The sequence below is a fragment of the Rhizobium sp. BE258 genome, from assembly GCF_031457345.1.
Lineage (GTDB): Bacteria > Pseudomonadota > Alphaproteobacteria > Rhizobiales > Rhizobiaceae > Rhizobium.
This window is the reverse complement of the sequence record NZ_JAVDWL010000001.1, coordinates 995,087-1,011,745: the sequence shown is the minus strand read 5'-3', so window position 1 is coordinate 1,011,745 and position 16,659 is coordinate 995,087. Positions and strand designations below refer to the sequence as shown.

Annotated in this window: 15 protein-coding genes; 8 read left to right on the top strand and 7 right to left on the bottom strand. The window is 62.3% G+C overall.

Annotation, left to right across the window (positions count from 1 at the left end; all coding sequences use genetic code 11):
- Positions 1 to 74: 74 nt before the first annotated feature.
- From J2X43_RS04705 to J2X43_RS04695, 3 genes are all read left to right on the top strand, one after another.
- The gene (locus tag J2X43_RS04705; RefSeq protein WP_112388247.1) at positions 75 to 1,037 is read left to right on the top strand and encodes a helix-turn-helix domain-containing protein; all 963 of its coding nucleotides are present in this window, start codon (positions 75 to 77) and stop codon (positions 1,035 to 1,037) included.
- 135 nt (positions 1,038 to 1,172) lie between these two features.
- Positions 1,173 to 2,681, top strand: coding sequence for an aldehyde dehydrogenase (gene adh / locus J2X43_RS04700; protein WP_112388248.1), 1,509 nt, complete (start codon positions 1,173 to 1,175; stop codon positions 2,679 to 2,681).
- A gap of 204 nt (positions 2,682 to 2,885) precedes the next feature.
- On the top strand, positions 2,886 to 3,278 hold the full coding sequence (locus tag J2X43_RS04695; protein WP_112388249.1) for a DUF779 domain-containing protein: 393 nt from the start codon (positions 2,886 to 2,888) through the stop codon (positions 3,276 to 3,278).
- On the opposite strand, the gene J2X43_RS04690 is transcribed toward J2X43_RS04695, so the two are convergent.
- The 7 genes from J2X43_RS04690 to J2X43_RS04660 all read right to left on the bottom strand — a co-directional run bounded on the left by J2X43_RS04690 (position 3,271) and on the right by J2X43_RS04660 (position 10,814).
- The gene (locus J2X43_RS04690) at positions 3,271 to 4,038 is read right to left on the bottom strand and encodes a FadR/GntR family transcriptional regulator (RefSeq protein WP_310291159.1); all 768 of its coding nucleotides are present in this window, start codon (positions 4,036 to 4,038) and stop codon (positions 3,271 to 3,273) included. The genes J2X43_RS04695 and J2X43_RS04690 overlap by 8 nt on opposite strands.
- A 26-nt stretch (positions 4,039 to 4,064) precedes the next feature.
- On the bottom strand, positions 4,065 to 5,126 hold the full coding sequence (locus J2X43_RS04685; RefSeq protein WP_112388251.1) for a four-carbon acid sugar kinase family protein: 1,062 nt from the start codon (positions 5,124 to 5,126) through the stop codon (positions 4,065 to 4,067).
- Positions 5,123 to 6,115, bottom strand: a complete 993-nt coding sequence (locus tag J2X43_RS04680) for an ABC transporter ATP-binding protein (RefSeq protein ID WP_112388252.1) — start codon at positions 6,113 to 6,115, stop codon at positions 5,123 to 5,125. The genes J2X43_RS04685 and J2X43_RS04680 overlap by 4 nt, the downstream gene beginning before the upstream one ends.
- The gene (locus J2X43_RS04675) at positions 6,115 to 7,119 is read right to left on the bottom strand and encodes an ABC transporter ATP-binding protein (protein WP_112388253.1); all 1,005 of its coding nucleotides are present in this window, start codon (positions 7,117 to 7,119) and stop codon (positions 6,115 to 6,117) included. The genes J2X43_RS04680 and J2X43_RS04675 overlap by 1 nt, the downstream gene beginning before the upstream one ends.
- Positions 7,119 to 8,078, bottom strand: a complete 960-nt coding sequence (locus tag J2X43_RS04670; RefSeq protein WP_112388254.1) for an ABC transporter permease — start codon at positions 8,076 to 8,078, stop codon at positions 7,119 to 7,121. The genes J2X43_RS04675 and J2X43_RS04670 overlap by 1 nt, the downstream gene beginning before the upstream one ends.
- A gap of 2 nt (positions 8,079 to 8,080) precedes the next feature.
- Positions 8,081 to 9,037: an ABC transporter permease gene (locus J2X43_RS04665; RefSeq protein WP_112388991.1), complete on the bottom strand. Its 957-nt coding sequence runs from the start codon at positions 9,035 to 9,037 to the stop codon at positions 8,081 to 8,083.
- Between the two features lie 136 nt (positions 9,038 to 9,173).
- Positions 9,174 to 10,814 carry an ABC transporter substrate-binding protein gene (locus tag J2X43_RS04660; protein WP_112388255.1) on the bottom strand — a complete coding sequence of 547 codons (1,641 nt, stop codon included), beginning with the start codon at positions 10,812 to 10,814 and terminating at the stop codon, positions 9,174 to 9,176.
- A 283-nt stretch (positions 10,815 to 11,097) separates the two neighbouring features.
- Here J2X43_RS04660 and J2X43_RS04655 point away from each other — a divergent pair, with 283 nt between their 5' ends.
- The 5 genes from J2X43_RS04655 to J2X43_RS04635 all read left to right on the top strand — a co-directional run bounded on the left by J2X43_RS04655 (position 11,098) and on the right by J2X43_RS04635 (position 16,649).
- Positions 11,098 to 12,003, top strand: coding sequence for a dihydrodipicolinate synthase family protein (locus J2X43_RS04655; protein WP_112388256.1), 906 nt, complete (start codon positions 11,098 to 11,100; stop codon positions 12,001 to 12,003).
- Positions 12,004 to 12,013: 10 nt separating this feature from the next.
- Positions 12,014 to 13,204 carry an exo-alpha-sialidase gene (locus J2X43_RS04650; RefSeq protein WP_112388257.1) on the top strand — a complete coding sequence of 397 codons (1,191 nt, stop codon included), beginning with the start codon at positions 12,014 to 12,016 and terminating at the stop codon, positions 13,202 to 13,204.
- Between the two features lie 297 nt (positions 13,205 to 13,501).
- Positions 13,502 to 14,635 carry an iron-containing alcohol dehydrogenase gene (locus tag J2X43_RS04645; protein WP_112388258.1) on the top strand — a complete coding sequence of 378 codons (1,134 nt, stop codon included), beginning with the start codon at positions 13,502 to 13,504 and terminating at the stop codon, positions 14,633 to 14,635.
- Positions 14,636 to 14,647: 12 nt separating this feature from the next.
- The gene (gene pdxA, locus J2X43_RS04640) at positions 14,648 to 15,634 is read left to right on the top strand and encodes a 4-hydroxythreonine-4-phosphate dehydrogenase PdxA (protein WP_112538211.1); all 987 of its coding nucleotides are present in this window, start codon (positions 14,648 to 14,650) and stop codon (positions 15,632 to 15,634) included.
- 52 nt (positions 15,635 to 15,686) lie between these two features.
- Positions 15,687 to 16,649: a hydroxyacid dehydrogenase gene (locus J2X43_RS04635; RefSeq protein WP_112388260.1), complete on the top strand. Its 963-nt coding sequence runs from the start codon at positions 15,687 to 15,689 to the stop codon at positions 16,647 to 16,649.
- Positions 16,650 to 16,659: the final 10 nt, after the last annotated feature.

Genomic DNA, 16,659 nt, shown 5'->3' with positions numbered 1-16,659 from the left:
CTGCTTCCTTAAGCAGAATTGCAATGAGACGGCATTTGCCCCAGACTGCTGTCTACGTTCCGTGGGAGGAGCAGATGCACGAAACCACAGCGCATGCCGACCATGTCTACACGTGGGCGCAGCAGAACTCTGCTGCAGCCAGCTCCCCGATCGTTGCCTCCTGGCGCCGCTGCATGGACAAGCATCAGCTGACTCCGGAAGAGAAGCGCACCCCCTTGCGCTTGACCGAGCAGGAATTCCGGCTTGCCCGCGAACAATCCGAACAACTGATCCGCGACGCGAGCGATGAGCTCGACCGGCTGTTCCTGACGGTCGGCAAGGCAGGCTGCTGCCTGCTTCTGACCTGCCGCGAAGGGGTGGCACTGGAGCGCCGCGGCGCCAGTGCCGACGACAAGGAGTTCAACGACCTCGGCCTCTGGACCGGCTCGGTCTGGACAGAAGCGAGCGTCGGTACGAACGGCATCGGCACGGCGCTGGCCGACGAGCGCTCCGTCTCGATCTTTCGCGACCAGCACTTCCTCTCTTCGAACATCAAGCTCAGCTGCACGACCGCGCCGATCCGCGACCATCGCGGCCAGCTGGCCGCCGCTCTCGACATCTCCACCTGCCGCGACGACGTCAACGAGATGACCCTGTCGATCCTGGCGCAGGCGGTGCGTGACGCGGCGATGCGTATCGAGCTCAATATCTTCCGCAGCGCCTTTGCAGGCTCCCGTTTCCTGATGGTGCCTTCAGGCTCCAATTCCGCTGCCGCCCTGCTTGCCGTCGACCGTCACGATCTGGTGCTTGGCGCCACGCGTGCCGCCCGGCTGGCGCTGAAACTCGACGACCGCCGGATCGCCGCCGGCATCCCCGCGGCCGATGCCCTGCAGGAAAGCCGCCCGGCCGACGGCGAGGAGGCGCTGATGGACGCGGAGCGCGCTGCGCTGATGCGGGCGCTGACACGCACCAACGGCAATGTCTCGCAGGCCGCTGCCAATCTTGGCATGAGCCGCGCCACGCTTCACCGCAAGATGAAGCGGCTCAACCTGCACTGAGCTCTCAAGCCTGTCGCAGCGCTGCGACAGTGTGCAGTGCGGCATTGCCCCGGGCGGGTATTTCGAAAGCCAAAAGACGCGCAGATTTCCTCCACTGGTTCGTTCCCGAACCTGGCATCATCAAGGGAGGATGACATGCTGCATCAGAAGATCGTCGAATCTCCGTTCAAGCTGAAATACGGCAACTATATCGGTGGCGAGTGGCGCGAACCGATCGGCGGGAAATATTTCGACAACATCACGCCCGTCACCGGCGGCAAGCTCTGCGAAATCCCCCGCTCCGACGAAAAGGACATCAACGCGGCGATCGACGCGGCCCATGCCGCCAAGGACAAGTGGGGCAGAACGGCGCCTGCCGAGCGCTCCAATATCCTGATGAAGATCGCCCAGCGCATGGAAGACAAGCTGGAGCTTCTGGCACAGGCCGAAACCTGGGACAACGGCAAGCCGATCCGCGAAACCATGGCCGCCGATATTCCGCTGGCAATCGACCACTTCCGCTATTTCGCATCCTGCATTCGCGCCCAGGAAGGCTCGATCGGCGAGATCGACAACGACACCGTCGCCTATCATTTCCATGAACCGCTCGGCGTCGTTGGCCAGATCATTCCCTGGAACTTCCCGATCCTGATGGCCGCATGGAAGCTTGCTCCGGCGCTCGCCGCCGGCAACTGCGTCGTCATCAAGCCGGCCGAACAGACGCCCGCATCGCTGCTCGTCTGGGCGGAAATCATCGGCGATCTTCTGCCCCCCGGCGTCCTCAACATCGTCAACGGTTTCGGTCTCGAAGCCGGCAAGCCGCTCGCCACCAGCCCGCGCATTGCCAAGATCGCCTTTACCGGCGAAACCTCTACGGGCAGGCTGATCATGCAATATGCCAGCCAGAACCTCATTCCGGTGACGCTTGAGCTCGGCGGCAAGTCGCCCAACATCTTCTTCGCCGATGTGATGGCCGAGGATGACGACTTCCTCGACAAGGCGCTCGAAGGCTTTGCAATGTTTGCGCTGAACCAGGGCGAGGTCTGCACCTGCCCGAGCCGCGCGCTCATCCAGGAATCCGTCTATGACCGTTTCATGGAAAAGGCCGTCAAGCGCGTCGAAGCGATCAAGCAGGGCAACCCGTTGGACAGCGCGACGATGATCGGCGCTCAGGCATCGAGCGAGCAGCTGGAAAAGATCCTCGCCTACCTCGATATCGGCCGCCAGGAAGGCGCCGAGGTTCTGACCGGCGGCGCCCGCAACGATCTCGGTGGCGAGCTTGCGAGCGGCTACTACGTCAAGCCGACGATCTTCAAGGGCCACAACAAGATGCGCATCTTCCAGGAGGAAATCTTCGGGCCGGTGGTCTCGGTGACGACCTTCAAGGATGAGAAGGAAGCGCTGGAGATCGCCAACGACACGCTCTATGGCCTCGGCGCCGGCGTCTGGACCCGCGACGGCAACCGCGCCTACCGCTTCGGCCGTGAAATCCAGGCCGGCCGCGTCTGGACGAATTGCTACCACGCCTACCCGGCGCATGCGGCCTTCGGCGGCTACAAGCAATCCGGTATCGGCCGCGAGACCCACAAGATGATGCTCGATCACTATCAGCAGACCAAGAACATGCTGGTGAGCTACAGCCCGAAGTCGCTTGGGTTCTTCTGAGAGTAGCGTTTGGAGGGAGAGTCCCCTCCCCAACCCCTCCCCACAAGGGGGAGGGGCTTACCTTGAGGCACCCGCTCGTTCTTCGGCAACATCAATGCGGATGAGACGGTGTTGCGGACAGGAAGGGCGCAACAGACTAGCCCCTCCCCCTTGTGGGGAGGGGTTGGGGAGGGGTTTCCTCTCCTCAACCACGGGAGGAACCAAATGGAAGAAACAATCGAAGGCGAGCCTCGCGTGCTGGCCACAGACGCAGCTCTCGAACTGATCGGTGAAATCCGTGCCGATCATCCGAATATCCTGTTCCACCAATCCGGCGGCTGTTGCGACGGCTCGTCGCCGATGTGCTACCCCGCAAGCGAATTCATGATCGGCGACAACGACGTCAAGCTCGGCGAGATCGGCGGCGTGCCGGTCTATATCAGCGCCAGCCAGTTCGAAGCGTGGAAACACACGCAACTGATCATCGACGTTGTACCCGGACGCGGGGGCATGTTCTCGCTGGACAATGGACGCGAGAAACGCTTCCTCACCCGCTCGCGCATTTTCGGCGGCGGCGAGGCTTGCGCTATCGCCGATATCGGCAAACGCGCTATTTGAACGACAGATCGAGCGCCCTGCCCTCGAACAAGCGGTCACGCGACCCTTCGAGGTGGGTCTGCATCAGGTTCCGCGCATCGTCGGCGCGCCCCTCGGCGACAGCCCTGTAGATTTCGTTGTGCTCTTCGTAGACCTGCTCGAGACCCTGGCGCGGGCCGAGCAGCGACAGGCCGTGCAGATGCATGCCGACCGCGATATGCGGCTTCAGCGCATCGAGCGAGGCAGTGTAATAGTGATTGTTTGCCGCCTCGGCGACGCAGCGGTGGAAGACGAAATCCGCATCGCTGCGATGCAGCTGGTGGCTCGTCGCTTCGCGCAGATCCGACAGCGCCGAGGCGATCTTCTGGATCGCCGGCTCATCGCGCCGCTTGGCCGCGAAATAGGCCGCCGCAGGCTCGATCGTCAGGCGGAATTCATAGCAGCGCTGGATATCGGCGATCGTCTTGACCGGCGAGTAGGCAAGCTGCGTCGTCGGCGAGCCGTGGGCGCTGACAAAGGTGCCGGCGCCTTGGCGCGCATAAACGGTGCCCTGCTCGCGCAGCTTCGCCAGCGCATCGCGAACGATCGGGCGCGAGACGCCGAGCATCGAGGCGAGTTCATGTTCGCCAGGCAGGCGCGAATCCGGCGGATAGTTGCCGGCGCGGATGCGCTCGAGGATCTGGTCGAAGACGCGATCGACGAGCTTCACGGCCTTGCCGCGTTCCGGCTTTGCTGCCGGACCGTTCCCCGCATTCAGCGATGCGCCATTTGCTTCATCCACGCCCATTCTCCCCGTCGGTCTCATGCTCAAGCCGCCTGATTCCGTGGAACCAGTCTTAGCAGACTCTCGGAATTGCCGAAGCCCCCGGATTTCACCGCACACCGGAAATGCCGTCCATCAGCAGCCGCAACGTCGAACCACGGCACGCCAGCCTCGATCTCGCCCTTCGGCATCAATGTGCGGATGCCGAGTTCGCGAAAGACCGCAAGCGCCGTGTCGCCGCCGCCGACCATCAGCATGTCGGGCTTGGTGTCGTCGATGACGGCCTTGACGCCGCCGGCGAAACGCCGGGCGACGGCAGCGCCGTCTCCCGAGATTTCGCCACTGCAGCGGAGCAGCACGGGAAGGGCAAGGCCCTCGCCGCATTCGACGGTGCCCATCGGCGCATCGATTGCGGCGCGCAGCGTGCCGGAGGCTTCCAGCCGGTTCATCTGTGCCGAGGTGATCGGGTCACGCGAACCAAAGGCAAAGAGCGTGCGGCGCGATGCCTCGAACGGCAGTGGCTGGCCACCGCTCCGGCCAAGCTTTCGGGCAAGCGCCGAGCCGAGGCCGCGTGCACCGACCCCCAGGACCAAAGCCCAATCGTTGGCGAGAACGATATCGTCGAGATCATAATCGCTTTCGGCGTCGGCAACCGAGACGTCCAGTTCGCGTCCGGCGAAGAGATCGGCAACCGGGATCGGCTTTTCGACGCCGCGGCCGACGACAAAGCCGCGATAGGTGGTCCGGTCCTGATCGGGAATGGCAGGAGCGACAACGATCCTGGCAAGGCCGAGCGCGTCCGCAAGAGCTGCGGACTCCGCAGCGACATTGCCCTTCAGCCGAGAGTCGATCTTTTTCATCACGATACCGGGTTGCCTGGCGCTCAGCGCCTTGGCAGCTAGCCGGACACGTCCGGCCGCCTCGTCCGCGGACAAAGCCCGCGACGCCGTGTTGATGACCACAACATCCGTTCCGGCGGCAAGCGCCTCATCGGCGGTCTCGACATCGATTGCCACCGCCACCGAAAGCCCGGCGTCCACGAAGGGCGTGCCGGTATCCAGCGCGCCCGTCAGGTCGTCGGCAATGATGGCAGCTTTCAACGTCATGCAGTCTGTCCCGTGTTGACGGCGTGGCAGGCGACCAGATGGCCTGGTTTGGCTTCCTTCCATTCCGGAATGACTTTCGAACAGACGTCCATCGCCACTGGGCAGCGCGTGTGGAAACGGCAGCCAGACGGCGGGTTGAGCGGGCTCGGAACATCACCCTGCAGGATCTGCCGCTGACGGGTGCGTTCATGCTCCGGATCGGTTTCCGGAACCGCGGAAAGCAGCGCCTTGGTATAGGGATGGAGCGGGTTGTCGAACAGCTCCTCGCGGCTCGCGAGCTCGGCCAGACGGCCGAGATACATGACGCCGACGCGGGTGCTGATGTGGCGCACGACGGCAAGGTCGTGGGCGATGAAGAGGTAGGTCAGTCCGTATTTGTCCTGCAGGTCGAGAAGCAGGTTGATGATCTGCGCCTGGATCGACACGTCGAGCGCCGAAATTGCCTCGTCGCAGACGATGAATTTCGGCTGGCAGGCGAGAGCGCGGGCAATGACGACGCGCTGGCGCTGGCCGCCGGACAGTTCGTGCGGGTAGCGCTGGGCAAAGCGGGTCGGCAGGCCGACATCGGTCAGCAGCGCGGCGATCCTGTCCTTCAGCTCAGCTTTGGTGCAGAGCTTGTGGAAGAGGATCGGTTCGCCGATCGCCTCGCCGATGGTCATGCGCGGGTTGAGCGTCGAATACGGGTCCTGGAAGACGATCTGCAGGTCGCGGCGGAAGGGCCGCATCTGCTTTTCGTCGAGCGTCGCCAGATCCTGGCCCTTATAGACCACGCGGCCCGAAGTCGCCTTGTAGAGGTTGAGAATGGTGAAACCGGTCGTGGACTTGCCGCAGCCGGACTCTCCAACGAGGCTCAGCGTCTCACCTTCCATGATGTCGAGGTTGACATTGTCGAGCGCATAAACCGTCGCCGAGCGGTCGCCGAAGGCGCCGAGCTTGACGTGGAAATGCTTGACGAGGTTTTCGACCTTCAGAAGCGGTTGAGCACCCATCACGCAGCCTCCTGCATTTTCTGGACGACGAAGCATGCGGCGCGGTGATTTCCGGCACCGGCGACGGGCTCGAGCTTCGGCACCCGCTCGTGGCAGATGGCTTCCGCCAGCGGACAGCGCGGCGCAAACGGGCAGCCCTTGGGGCGGCGGCCGGGCTCCGGTGGCGTTCCACCGATCGAGGAAAGCCGACTCGTCGGCGCGTCCGAGAGCTTCGGGATCGAGGCCAAAAGGCCGCGCGTATACGGATGGCTCGGACGGGCATAGAGCTCGTCGACAGGCGCGTCTTCGACAACGGTGCCGGCATAAAGCACGGCAACGCGATCGACCAGACCGGCGATCAGCGCCAGATCGTGGGTGATCCAGACGACAGACATGCCGAGCTTGGCGCGCAGATCCTTCACCAGATCGACGATCTGGGCCTGGATGGTGACGTCGAGCGCCGTCGTCGGCTCGTCGGCGATCAGGAGCTTCGGATTGCAGGCCAACCCGATGGCGATCATCACGCGCTGGCGCATGCCGCCCGAAAGCTCGTGCGGATAGGCCATCAGCCGCTCTTCCGGGCCGGGAATGCCGACGAGCCGCAGCAGTTCGATGGCGCGGGTACGTGCCTCCGCCTTGCTCATCTTGCGATGATAGATCAGCGGCTCGCATATTTGCGCTCCAACACGCATGACCGGGTTCAGCGAGGTCATCGGATCCTGGAAGACGAAGCCGATATCGCCGCCGCGCACCTTGCGCAGTTCGGAATTCGACATCTTCTGCAAGTCGCGGCCATCGAAGGCGGCGCTGCCCTTGGTGACCTTGATCTTGTTCGGCAGCAATCGCATGAGCGAGAGCATCGTCAGGCTCTTGCCGCAACCGGATTCGCCGACGACGCCGAGCGTCTCGCCCTTGTTGACATAGAGATCGATGCCATCGACGACGACGGCGGGGCCGTTGCGGCCATCGATCTCGACGGTGAGATCGCGGACGTCGAGAAGGCGTTCTGATGTCTTCGTGTTCATCACTTGTTGCCCCGCGGGTTGAGCGCGTCGTTGAGACCGTCGCCGAGGAAGCTGAAGGCAACCGAGGCAAGGCCGAGCACGGCCGCCGGAGCGGCAAGAAGATGCGGATAATGCTGCCAGACGCGCAGACCATCCGAGATCATGTTGCCCCAGCTGGGGGTCGGCGGGTTGACGCCGACGCCGAGGAACGAGAACGCGCTTTCCAGAACCATCGCGGTGCCGAGACCAGCGCTGACCGAGACGATCAGCGGACCGAGCGCGTTCGGGATCACGTAGCGCTTGATGATGACCCAGTTGGAAAGACCGAGTGCCTGTGCGGCGGTAATATAGGGCCGGCTGCGGATCGACAGCACCTGGGCGCGGACGAGGCGTGCATAGGGCGGCCAGGAAATCAACGCCATCGAACCGAAGACCAGCAGGAAGTCGACCCAGATCGTCTGGCGATAGAAGGGATTGAGGGTCGCCTGATACTGCGCCTCCATCCAGTTGGTGATCGGCGACTTCAGCGATGCGTTGATGACGACGACGAGCAGCAGGTTGGGTACCGACATGGTGACATCAGTCAGCCACATGATGACGCGGTCGAACGGATTGCCGAAGAAGCCCGCGACCGCGCCGAGCGTCAGGCCAATCAGCACGGCGATGAAGGTGACGACCACGGCGACGAGAAACGCCGTACGCGTGCCGAAGACGACGCGGCTGAAGACATCGCGACCGAGATCATCGGTTCCGAACAGATGCGCCATGGACGGGGCGGCGTTACGCGCCTGCAGATCCTGGCTGAGGTAGTCGTAAGGCGTCAGATAGGGACCGAAGATCGCGGCGAATGCCAGGATCAGGACGACAGCCAGGCCGAAAACAGCAAGCTTGTTGCGCTTCAGGCGGAACCAGGCGTCACGCCACAGGCTGACCGGCGGTTCATCGGCAGTTTCGATTGTCGAGAGAGGGATGGCGGACATGGTCAGCGGCTCCTTCTTGCGTCGTTGGCACGCGGATCAAGCATCGGATAGAGCACATCGACAAGCAGGTTCGAGACCATGACGAGGAAGGATCCGATCAGCGTGATCGCGAGGATGACGGGGTAGTCCGAGTTGGTCAGCGCCTGCACGGTCAGGCGTCCAAGGCCGGGCAGACCGAAGACCAGCTCGACGAAGATCGCGCCGTTGACGATGGTGATCATGATGAGGCCGAGCTGGGTGACGACGGGCGTCAGGACGGGCCGCAGAATATGCTTCAGCGCCACGACCAGTTCAGGAACGCCCTTGGCGCGGGCGGTGCGGACGAAATCTTCCGACAGCACCTCGATGACGGCGGCGCGTGTCTGGCGCACGATCAGCGCGATCGGCTGGAAGGACAAGACGATCAGCGGCAGGATGATGCGCACGTCGAAGACGCCGCCCCAGCCATAGGGCACCTTGATCATCGGCAGGAGCACGATGAGGCCGACCATCAGCAGCGGACCGGCGACATAGGCCGGGATCGCCCAGAGGAACAGCGCCGAGCCGATGATCGTGTAGTCGATGCGGGAATTCTGGTTCAGCGCGGCGATCATCCCGAGCGGGATCGCAACAACCGCCGTCAGGATGATGGAACAGAGCGCCAGCTTGAAGGACACAGGCGCGGCAGCCGAGACCATGGCCCAGACCGAACGGCCTGAGGTCAGCGAATTGCCGAACTGGCCATGCAGCAGGTTCCAGATGTAATAGCCGAACTGCTCGATGAAGGGCTTGTTGAGGCCAGCACTTTCGCGGATGGCTTCGATGCGCTCCGGATTATAGGCGACGTCGCCTGGCGCACGAAGAAAGATCAGCTTGATCGGATCGCCGGCGCCGTAGAATGCCATCGCATAGACGGCAAGCATGACGACGAGAACCGACGGAATCCAGATGGCAAATCGCGTTAACACGTAGCGAAGCAAGGCCACCTCCCACCTGTTGTCAGGAACGTTCTCCGCAAACTGACGCGGACCGCACCTTTTCTTGAAACTTGCGCGAAGACCCTGAGGCCTTCGCGCGGTTGCTTGGGGGCTGGAGAGACCGGCTTTGCCGTCTCAATCAGCCAACCGATACGTCCCAGGGAGCGACGACCTGCCAGTCGAGGTTCTTCTCCATGCCCTTGACGTCCTTGGTTGCCCAGCGGGACATGGCCTGAGAATACCACGGAATGAACGCCCAATCGTCACGGAATGCCTTCTGGGCATCCTGGGCGAGCTTGATGCGATCAGGATCGTCAGCAGCCTTGGTGGCCGCTTCTGCGAGAGCCGCATCCACCTTGTCGTTCTTGTAACCGCCGAGCTTGTTCTGGGCGTTGGACGACGTGGAGGCGATGCAGCCCGAGAGATAGGACACGGCATCCGGAACGCGGGTGCCGACGTCGTCGCGGAAGATCTGGACCGAGTTCTGGTCCGGACCGGCATAGGAGTCCTGCTGCGGCTTCATATCGACGGCGGTGATGCCGAGGTTCTGGCGCCACTGCTCAGCAATGAACTGGGCAGCTGCCTGAATGGCCGGAGCCGAGATGCCGACGAACATGATCTTCGGCAGGCGATCGGGACCGCCGTAGCTGGATTCGGCGAGCAGCTTCTTGGCGCCCTCAGGATCGTAGGGATAGGGCTCGAAGCCGGAATTGTCGGCACCCGGGACCGAGTTCAGGATCTGATCGGCCTTCTTGTGCGGGCCATCCGGATAGGATGCCTTGAAGAGACCGTCGCGGTCGATCGCCATGATCAGCGCCTGGCGAACCTTCGGATCGTCCATCGGCGCGCGCTTGACGTTGAACCAGAAGTGCTGGCTGGTCGGGATGATCGGGCCGGCGGAGAATTCCGGGCCGAGGTCCTGGATGATGGTCGAGGTGACCAGCTCGGTATGGGCATTGTATTCGCCCGACTTGATGAGCTGCGTTGCCGTGACGTTGTCTTCGATCGAGGCGATCTCGATGCGGGCAAGCTTCGGCTTGGTGCCGAAGAAGTTCTCGTTCGGCTCGAAGGTCAGCGTGCCAGCGTCGATATCGAGCGCGGTCAGCTTGAACGGGCCGGAATAGACGGCGCTGTTGTCGGGCTTGTACCAGTCAGCCACTTCCTCGCCATCGCTGCCCTTGGACTGCGAAGCCTTGGTGATCGGGATGATGTGGTTGGCAAGGCGCATGAAGAAGATCGGGTCGGCTTCCGTCAGCGTGACGACGACGGTACCTTCGTCAGGCGTGGCAACGCCCGAGATCTCGGTGGCCGAACCGCCGGCGACGTCCTTGTAACCGTCAACCTTGCCCATGACCTGATCGGCGCGCTGGCTCTTGGTGTTCGGGCGGGAAGCGACTTCCCAGGAGCCCTTGACGTCGGCCGCGGTGATCTTGCTGCCGTCGGAGAACACAGCCTTCGGATCGATCTTGAAGGTCCAGACCTTCTTGTCCGGGGATTCCCAGCTGGTGAAGACGTAGGGATTGAGCTTGCCTTCGGCGTCGAAATACATCGGCGAGGCCCACCAGAATGAATTCCAGCGGAACGTACGGCCACCGCCGCGCAGCGGCGACCAGTCCTGATCGAAGGCCGGATTGATGGCCTTCAGCACCTGGCCGTCGTCAGCCATGACGATGCGGGCGCTCATGCCAAACAGCGTGAAGCCGACGCCGGCGGCGAGACCGAGCTTCAGCGCGTCGCGGCGCGAAACCGTGGAAGCATTCTTGTCATTGCGGTCTGTCATACATTCCTCCCATGGGCAAAACAGCGCGTACTCGAAAACCCTCCCCGAGCCGGACGCCTTACAATGCCCCTGAGATTTGCGCGATAATGTAAATCTGTCAATCCAAATTTGCCGTTTTCAACTTTCAAATCCACGCAAAAAATTTTTATCATTTAATTTCATATAGATAAAATACCAACGTCATTCTGACGCAGCTTGTAAGATTGACAACAACTTATCATTTCGAGGAAAAGTCACGCACGGCAAGTGCCAGGAGCAGCATCACGCTGCAGAGGAGGATGCTTTGAGCAATCACAAGATCACCGGCGTTTTCAGCGCCGCCACCACGCCCTTGAACGCCGACGGCAGCCCCGACGTTGCGCTCTTCACCGAGCATTGCAAGCGCCTGCTTGATGAAGGCTGCCACGGCGTTGCCCTGCTCGGCACGACAGGCGAAGCGAACTCCTTTTCGATTGCCGAGCGCCGGATGCTGCTCGAAGCCGCGCTGAAGGCCGGCATCTCGCCTGACAAGCTCCTTCCGGGCACCGGCGTTGCCGCCATTCCCGAAACGATCGAGCTGACAAAGCATGCGCTTTCGCTTGGCGTCACCAACGTCGTGATGCTGCCGCCCTTCTACTACAAGGGCGTGACCGACGACGGTCTCTTCAACGCCTATTCGGCGATTTTCGAAGGCATCAACGACAGCCGCCTGCAGGTGATCCTTTATCACATCCCGCAGGTCTCCGGCATTCCGCTGTCCGTTCCGCTGATCGGCCGCCTGATCGAGGCTTTCCCTGACACGGTCGTCGGCATCAAGGAATCTGCAGGCGATTTCAACAACATGCAGGCGATCATCGCCGCCTATCCGGATTTTTCGGTTCTCTGCGGCGCCGATCCGCTGCTGCTGCCGCTCCTCAAGGCCGGCGGCGCCGGCTGCATCACGGCGACCTCCAACCTCGTCGCCGACTCGCTGCGCGCCGTTTACGATCACGTCCATGACGAAGCGCAGGCAGACAAGGTCGAGAAGGCCCAGGCCCGCATCAATGCCTACCGTACGCTCTCCAACTCCTACGTCCAGATCCCGACGATCAAGGCGATGGTCGGCCTGAAGACCGGCAATGCCGCCTGGAAGCGCACCCGCCCGCCGCTCGTCGCCCTCAGCGACGCCGACTATGCCGCCCTTTCCGAAGGTTACGCGCAGCTGCCGTGAGGAGGATGTCATGAGCTTTACCGCGCTGCCGCCGGAAGCCGTTCCGGCGCTGATGAACGGGAAAATCGGCCCCAATCCGGCGCAGCCCGGCCGGGCCGACGCCTACCTGCCGTCACCCTGCATCCAGAACCATGCCGCCAACCTGGCCTTTCTGGCCGATGGCACGCTGACCTGCGTCTGGTTCGGCGGAACGATGGAGGGAATGGGCGACATTTCCGTTTACATGTCGCGCCTCGCGCCGGGGTCGGATCAATGGTCGGAAGCCGAAAAGCTCTCCGACGATCCGGCAAAATCCGAGCAGAATCCGCTGATTTTCAAGGCCCCCGACGGAAACGTCTGGCTGCTTTACACGTCACAGACATCTGGTGACCAGGATGGGTCAATTGTAAAGTGCCGCATCTCCGAAGATGGTTGCAAGACGTTCGGATCCGTCCGTGTTCTCTGCGATCTGCCCGGCACCTTCGTTCGCCAGCCTGTCATCGTCAACTCCGCGGGAACCTGGCTTCTGCCGGCATTCCGCTGTGTGAGCCTGCCCGGCCAGCGCTGGAGCGGCGATGCAGACACGGCAGGCGTTCTCGTATCGCGCGATCAGGGCGAGAGCTGGACGATGATCGACGTGCCCGACAGCCTCGGCGCCGTCCACATGAACATCATTCCGCTCAACGGAAGTAAAATGGTCGCTTTCTTCCGCAACCGTTTTTCCGAACATGTTCTCTCCTCGGAATCGGATGACAATGGCGAGAGCTGGTCGGCGCCGAAGCCGGTCAACCTGCCGAACAACAACTCGTCGATCCAGGCAACCAAGCTGGCGGACGGGCGGATTGCGATGGTTTACAACCACAGCAATGCCGAGACATCGGATGCGCGCCGCGAGTCGCTCTACGACGAGATCGAAAGCGATAAGGGCGAGGCGAAAGCCACAGAAAGCGCAGCAGAAACAAGGCGAAAGGCCGTGTGGGGTGTTCCGCGCGCACCGCTCAGCCTGGCAATCTCCACCAATAGCGGCAAGAGCTTCGATAGCCATATCGATCTCGATACCGGCGACGGCTATTGCCTCAGCAACAACTCTAAGGACTCGCTCAACCGCGAATTCTCCTATCCGTCGATCACCGAGGGGCCGGATGGAGCATTGCACATCGCCTACACCTATTATCGCCGGGCGATCAAATATGTTCGCCTGCCAAGCGATGTAGCCGTATGAAGGATCAAGTCGGCCGATTCCGCGCGCTTTGACGCGGGATCGACTCGTCTATTTACAAGTGATTTCGCAGCTGCCGGGCATAGCTTGGATTTGCGACATCACAGTTGACGGCACAAGATGAAAGCCATCAACATCCTGATTTATAGGCTATTTTCTCGATTTTATCGGATGCGCTTCAGAACGTTTCCGCAAAACTGCTGAAAAACCATCGCCTCGCTTATTGCCAGAAACGTGAAGTTGATATAACAACTTTACATCAATAACGGCTTTGGCCGCATTTATGGAGGAGCCGTGTTCATGGTCAGTCTGGATTCGCCCATCACGGTTGTCAGGCCTGAAGTCATCGAGTTTGGCGTCGGCACCGCCGACAAGCTCGGCAAGTGGGCGGAAAGCAAGGGCTATACGCGCACGCTCGTCATCTCCGATGCGTTCAACGCGTCGCGTGTCGATGTGTTGGAACTGCCGGGCCACGTCTCCGTGTTCGCCGATGTCACTCCCGAGCCCGACATTGCCAATCTCGACAAGGTGCTGGCCGCCGCGAATGCGGCCAATGCCGAGCTGATCGTCGGTTTCGGCGGTGGCAGCGCCATGGATCTTGCCAAGCTCGCCGCCGTTCTCGCCGGTTCGCCGCAAACGCTGCGCGAGGTCGTCGGCCCCCACAAAGTGACCGGCCCGCGCAAGGTGGCGCTGGCGCAGGTTCCGACGACATCCGGAACCGGCAGCGAGGCTGGCACCCGCGCCCTCGTCACCGATCCCGCGACGCAGGTGAAGCTTGCCGTCGAAAGCCTTTACATGCTGGCCGATATCGCGGTCATCGATCCCGGTCTGACCTTTACCGTTCCCGCCCGCACGACGGCTGCAACGGGTGTCGATGCCATGGCTCATTGCGTTGAGGCCTTCACCAATCGCAAGGCCCATCCGATGATCGATATTTATGCGATAGAAGGCGCCCGCCTCGTCGGCAAGTATCTTGCCCGCGCCGTCAAGGATGGTGCCGATGCCGAAGCGCGTGCCGGTCTGTCGCTTGCCTCGCTCTATGGCGGCTTCTGCCTCGGTCCGGTCAATACCGCCGGTGGGCATGCACTGGCCTATCCGCTCGGCACCCGCTGGCATGTGGCGCATGGCGCCGCCAACGCGCTGATCTTCCCGCATGTGCTGGCCTTCAACACGCCTTCCGTTCCGGAAAAGACCCGCGCCGTGATGGCCGCCCTCGGCCACCAGACATCCGATGACGTCAGCTCGGTCTTCGATGCGGCCTATGCCTTCTGCGCCGATCTCGGCATCGAGATGAAGCTCTCGGGCCTTGGCGTTCCCTCCGATGATCTCGATGCCATGGCGGACGATGCCTTTGCGATCCGCCGCCTGCTCGACAATAATCCCCGCGAACTCGCGCGTGACGATATCCGCGCCATCTACCAGGCTGCTTTTTAAGGGAATTTGACGATGACGAAGAATGCAAAAGTGGCGGTAACGCTCGGTGATCCCGCTGGTGTTGGCCCTGAAGTGATCGTCAAGGCGCTGGCGGCAATGCCGGCTGGCGAGCGTAAGGATTTCGTCATCGTCGGCAATACGGAAGCGCTCGTTCGCGCCGACTGCGCCACCGGCACCAGCCTGCGCTTCGGACCCACTGCCTCGGAAGACGGCTCGACGATCGCCGTCGACGAAGTGGAGCTTGGCGCGCCACTGCCTGAAATCGGCAAGGTCAGCCCGGTTGCAGGCGATGCCTCGGTGAAATACATCAGCCGCGCCGTCGATCTCGCCATGTCGGGCGAAGCCGACGTCATCGTCACCGCGCCGATCAACAAGGAAGCGATGAATCTTGCCGGTCATCATTTCGATGGCCATACCGGCCTGCTCGCGCATCTGACGGGCTCGAAGAGCTCCTTCATGCTGCTCGCCTCAGAGCGGCTGAACACCATTCACGTCTCCACCCACGTCTCGCTGCGCGGCGCCATCGAGCGCGCCAAGACGGAGCGCGTGCTGGCGACGATCCAGGCTGGCCATAATCACTTCATGCGTCTCGGGATGAAGCCGCGGATCGCCGTCGCCGGCATCAATCCGCACTGCGGCGAAAACGGCCTCTTCGGCACCGAGGACAGCGAATTCCTGGCCCCAGCGGTCGAGCTGGCGCAGGCCAAGGGCATCGATGTCGTTGGCCCGATCTCGGCCGATACCGTATTCGCCCGCGCCTATAACGGCGCTTTCGATCTGGTCATCGCCCAGTATCACGATCAGGGCCATATCCCGATCAAGCTCGTCGCCTTCGAGACCGCCGTCAACGTATCGCTCGGGCTGCCGATCGACCGCGTCTCGGTCGATCACGGCACGGCCTTCGACATTGCCGGAACCGGCAAGGCCAATCACGTCAACATGCTCTCGGCCATCGCTTATGCCCGGCTGATGGCGCGCTCGCCGCGCAAGGCGGCGTAGCACCCGGCGGCGCAGACTGCGCCGCTTTCCGGGAGGAAATGAGGAGGCAGGCATGCAGAGAACCGTTCTCGTTCTCGGAGGAGAACTTGCGCCCGAAGGGCGCGAAGTCCTGGAGAAGGAAGGCGTCAAGGTCGTCCAGACCAAGCCCTATATCGACCGCGCTACGGTGATTGCCCTGATGAAGGAGCACCAGCCCCAGGGTGCCATCATCCGCCTGCTTGCCGATGTCCTCGGCCCCGAAGAAATGACATCAGGCGGCAACCTCCGCCATATCGCCAAACACGGCGTCGGCACCAACGATATCGACGTCAAGGCGGCCGCCGAGCTCGGCATTCCCGTTTCGATGACGACAGGCAGCAATGGCATTTCTGTCGCCGAGCACGCGCTGGCGCTTATCATGGCGCTGGTGAAGGATTTTTCCCGGCAGGATGCGCTGATCCGCGATGGCACTTGGGACAAGGGCCAGTATCAGGGCCGCGAGCTGCGCGGCCAGCGCCTCGGCATCGTCGGCTTCGGCTTTATCGGCCAGACGCTGGGCAAGATGGCGAAGGCGCTCGGCATGGAAATTTCCGCCTTCGATCCGCATACGCCTGCCGAAGCCTTCGAAGACGTCACCCGCGAGACCGATCTCGACAAACTGCTGGCAAACGCCGACATCGTCAGCCTGCACTGCCCTCTGACGCCTGAGACGCGCGACCTGATCGACTCCAGACGGCTCGGCCTGATGAAGCGCGGCGCTTACCTCGTGAATACGGCGCGCGGCGAAGTCGTCGACGAAGCGGCACTGATTGCGGCGTTGAAAAGCGGCCACCTCGCAGGAGCCGGACTCGATAGTTTTGCCGTCGAGCCGCCGGATAAGGACAACCCGCTTTTCTCGCTGCCGAACACCATCGTCACGCCGCATGTCGCCGGCGTCACGCTCGACGCCAAGCGCGCCATGTCGGTCATCGCGGCCGAACATGTGTTGGCGACCTTGCGCGGCGAGACCCTGCATCCGCGCTTCCTCGCCCGCTGAACACCAACGG

Excerpts from the sequence above, each read along its gene's own strand:
- J2X43_RS04705 (WP_112388247.1), top strand. The coding sequence starts at position 75 with ATGCACGAAACCACAGCGCATGCCGACCATGTCTACACGTGGGCGCAG.
- adh (WP_112388248.1), top strand. The coding sequence starts at position 1,173 with ATGCTGCATCAGAAGATCGTCGAATCTCCGTTCAAGCTGAAATACGGC.
- J2X43_RS04695 (WP_112388249.1), top strand. The coding sequence starts at position 2,886 with ATGGAAGAAACAATCGAAGGCGAGCCTCGCGTGCTGGCCACAGACGCA.
- J2X43_RS04685 (WP_112388251.1), bottom strand. The coding sequence starts at position 5,126 with ATGACGTTGAAAGCTGCCATCATTGCCGACGACCTGACGGGCGCGCTG.
- J2X43_RS04680 (WP_112388252.1), bottom strand. The coding sequence starts at position 6,115 with ATGGGTGCTCAACCGCTTCTGAAGGTCGAAAACCTCGTCAAGCATTTC.
- J2X43_RS04675 (WP_112388253.1), bottom strand. The coding sequence starts at position 7,119 with ATGAACACGAAGACATCAGAACGCCTTCTCGACGTCCGCGATCTCACC.
- J2X43_RS04670 (WP_112388254.1), bottom strand. The coding sequence starts at position 8,078 with ATGTCCGCCATCCCTCTCTCGACAATCGAAACTGCCGATGAACCGCCG.
- J2X43_RS04660 (WP_112388255.1), bottom strand. The coding sequence starts at position 10,814 with ATGACAGACCGCAATGACAAGAATGCTTCCACGGTTTCGCGCCGCGAC.
- J2X43_RS04650 (WP_112388257.1), top strand. The coding sequence starts at position 12,014 with ATGAGCTTTACCGCGCTGCCGCCGGAAGCCGTTCCGGCGCTGATGAAC.
- J2X43_RS04645 (WP_112388258.1), top strand. The coding sequence starts at position 13,502 with ATGGTCAGTCTGGATTCGCCCATCACGGTTGTCAGGCCTGAAGTCATC.
- pdxA (WP_112538211.1), top strand. The coding sequence starts at position 14,648 with ATGACGAAGAATGCAAAAGTGGCGGTAACGCTCGGTGATCCCGCTGGT.
- J2X43_RS04635 (WP_112388260.1), top strand. The coding sequence starts at position 15,687 with ATGCAGAGAACCGTTCTCGTTCTCGGAGGAGAACTTGCGCCCGAAGGG.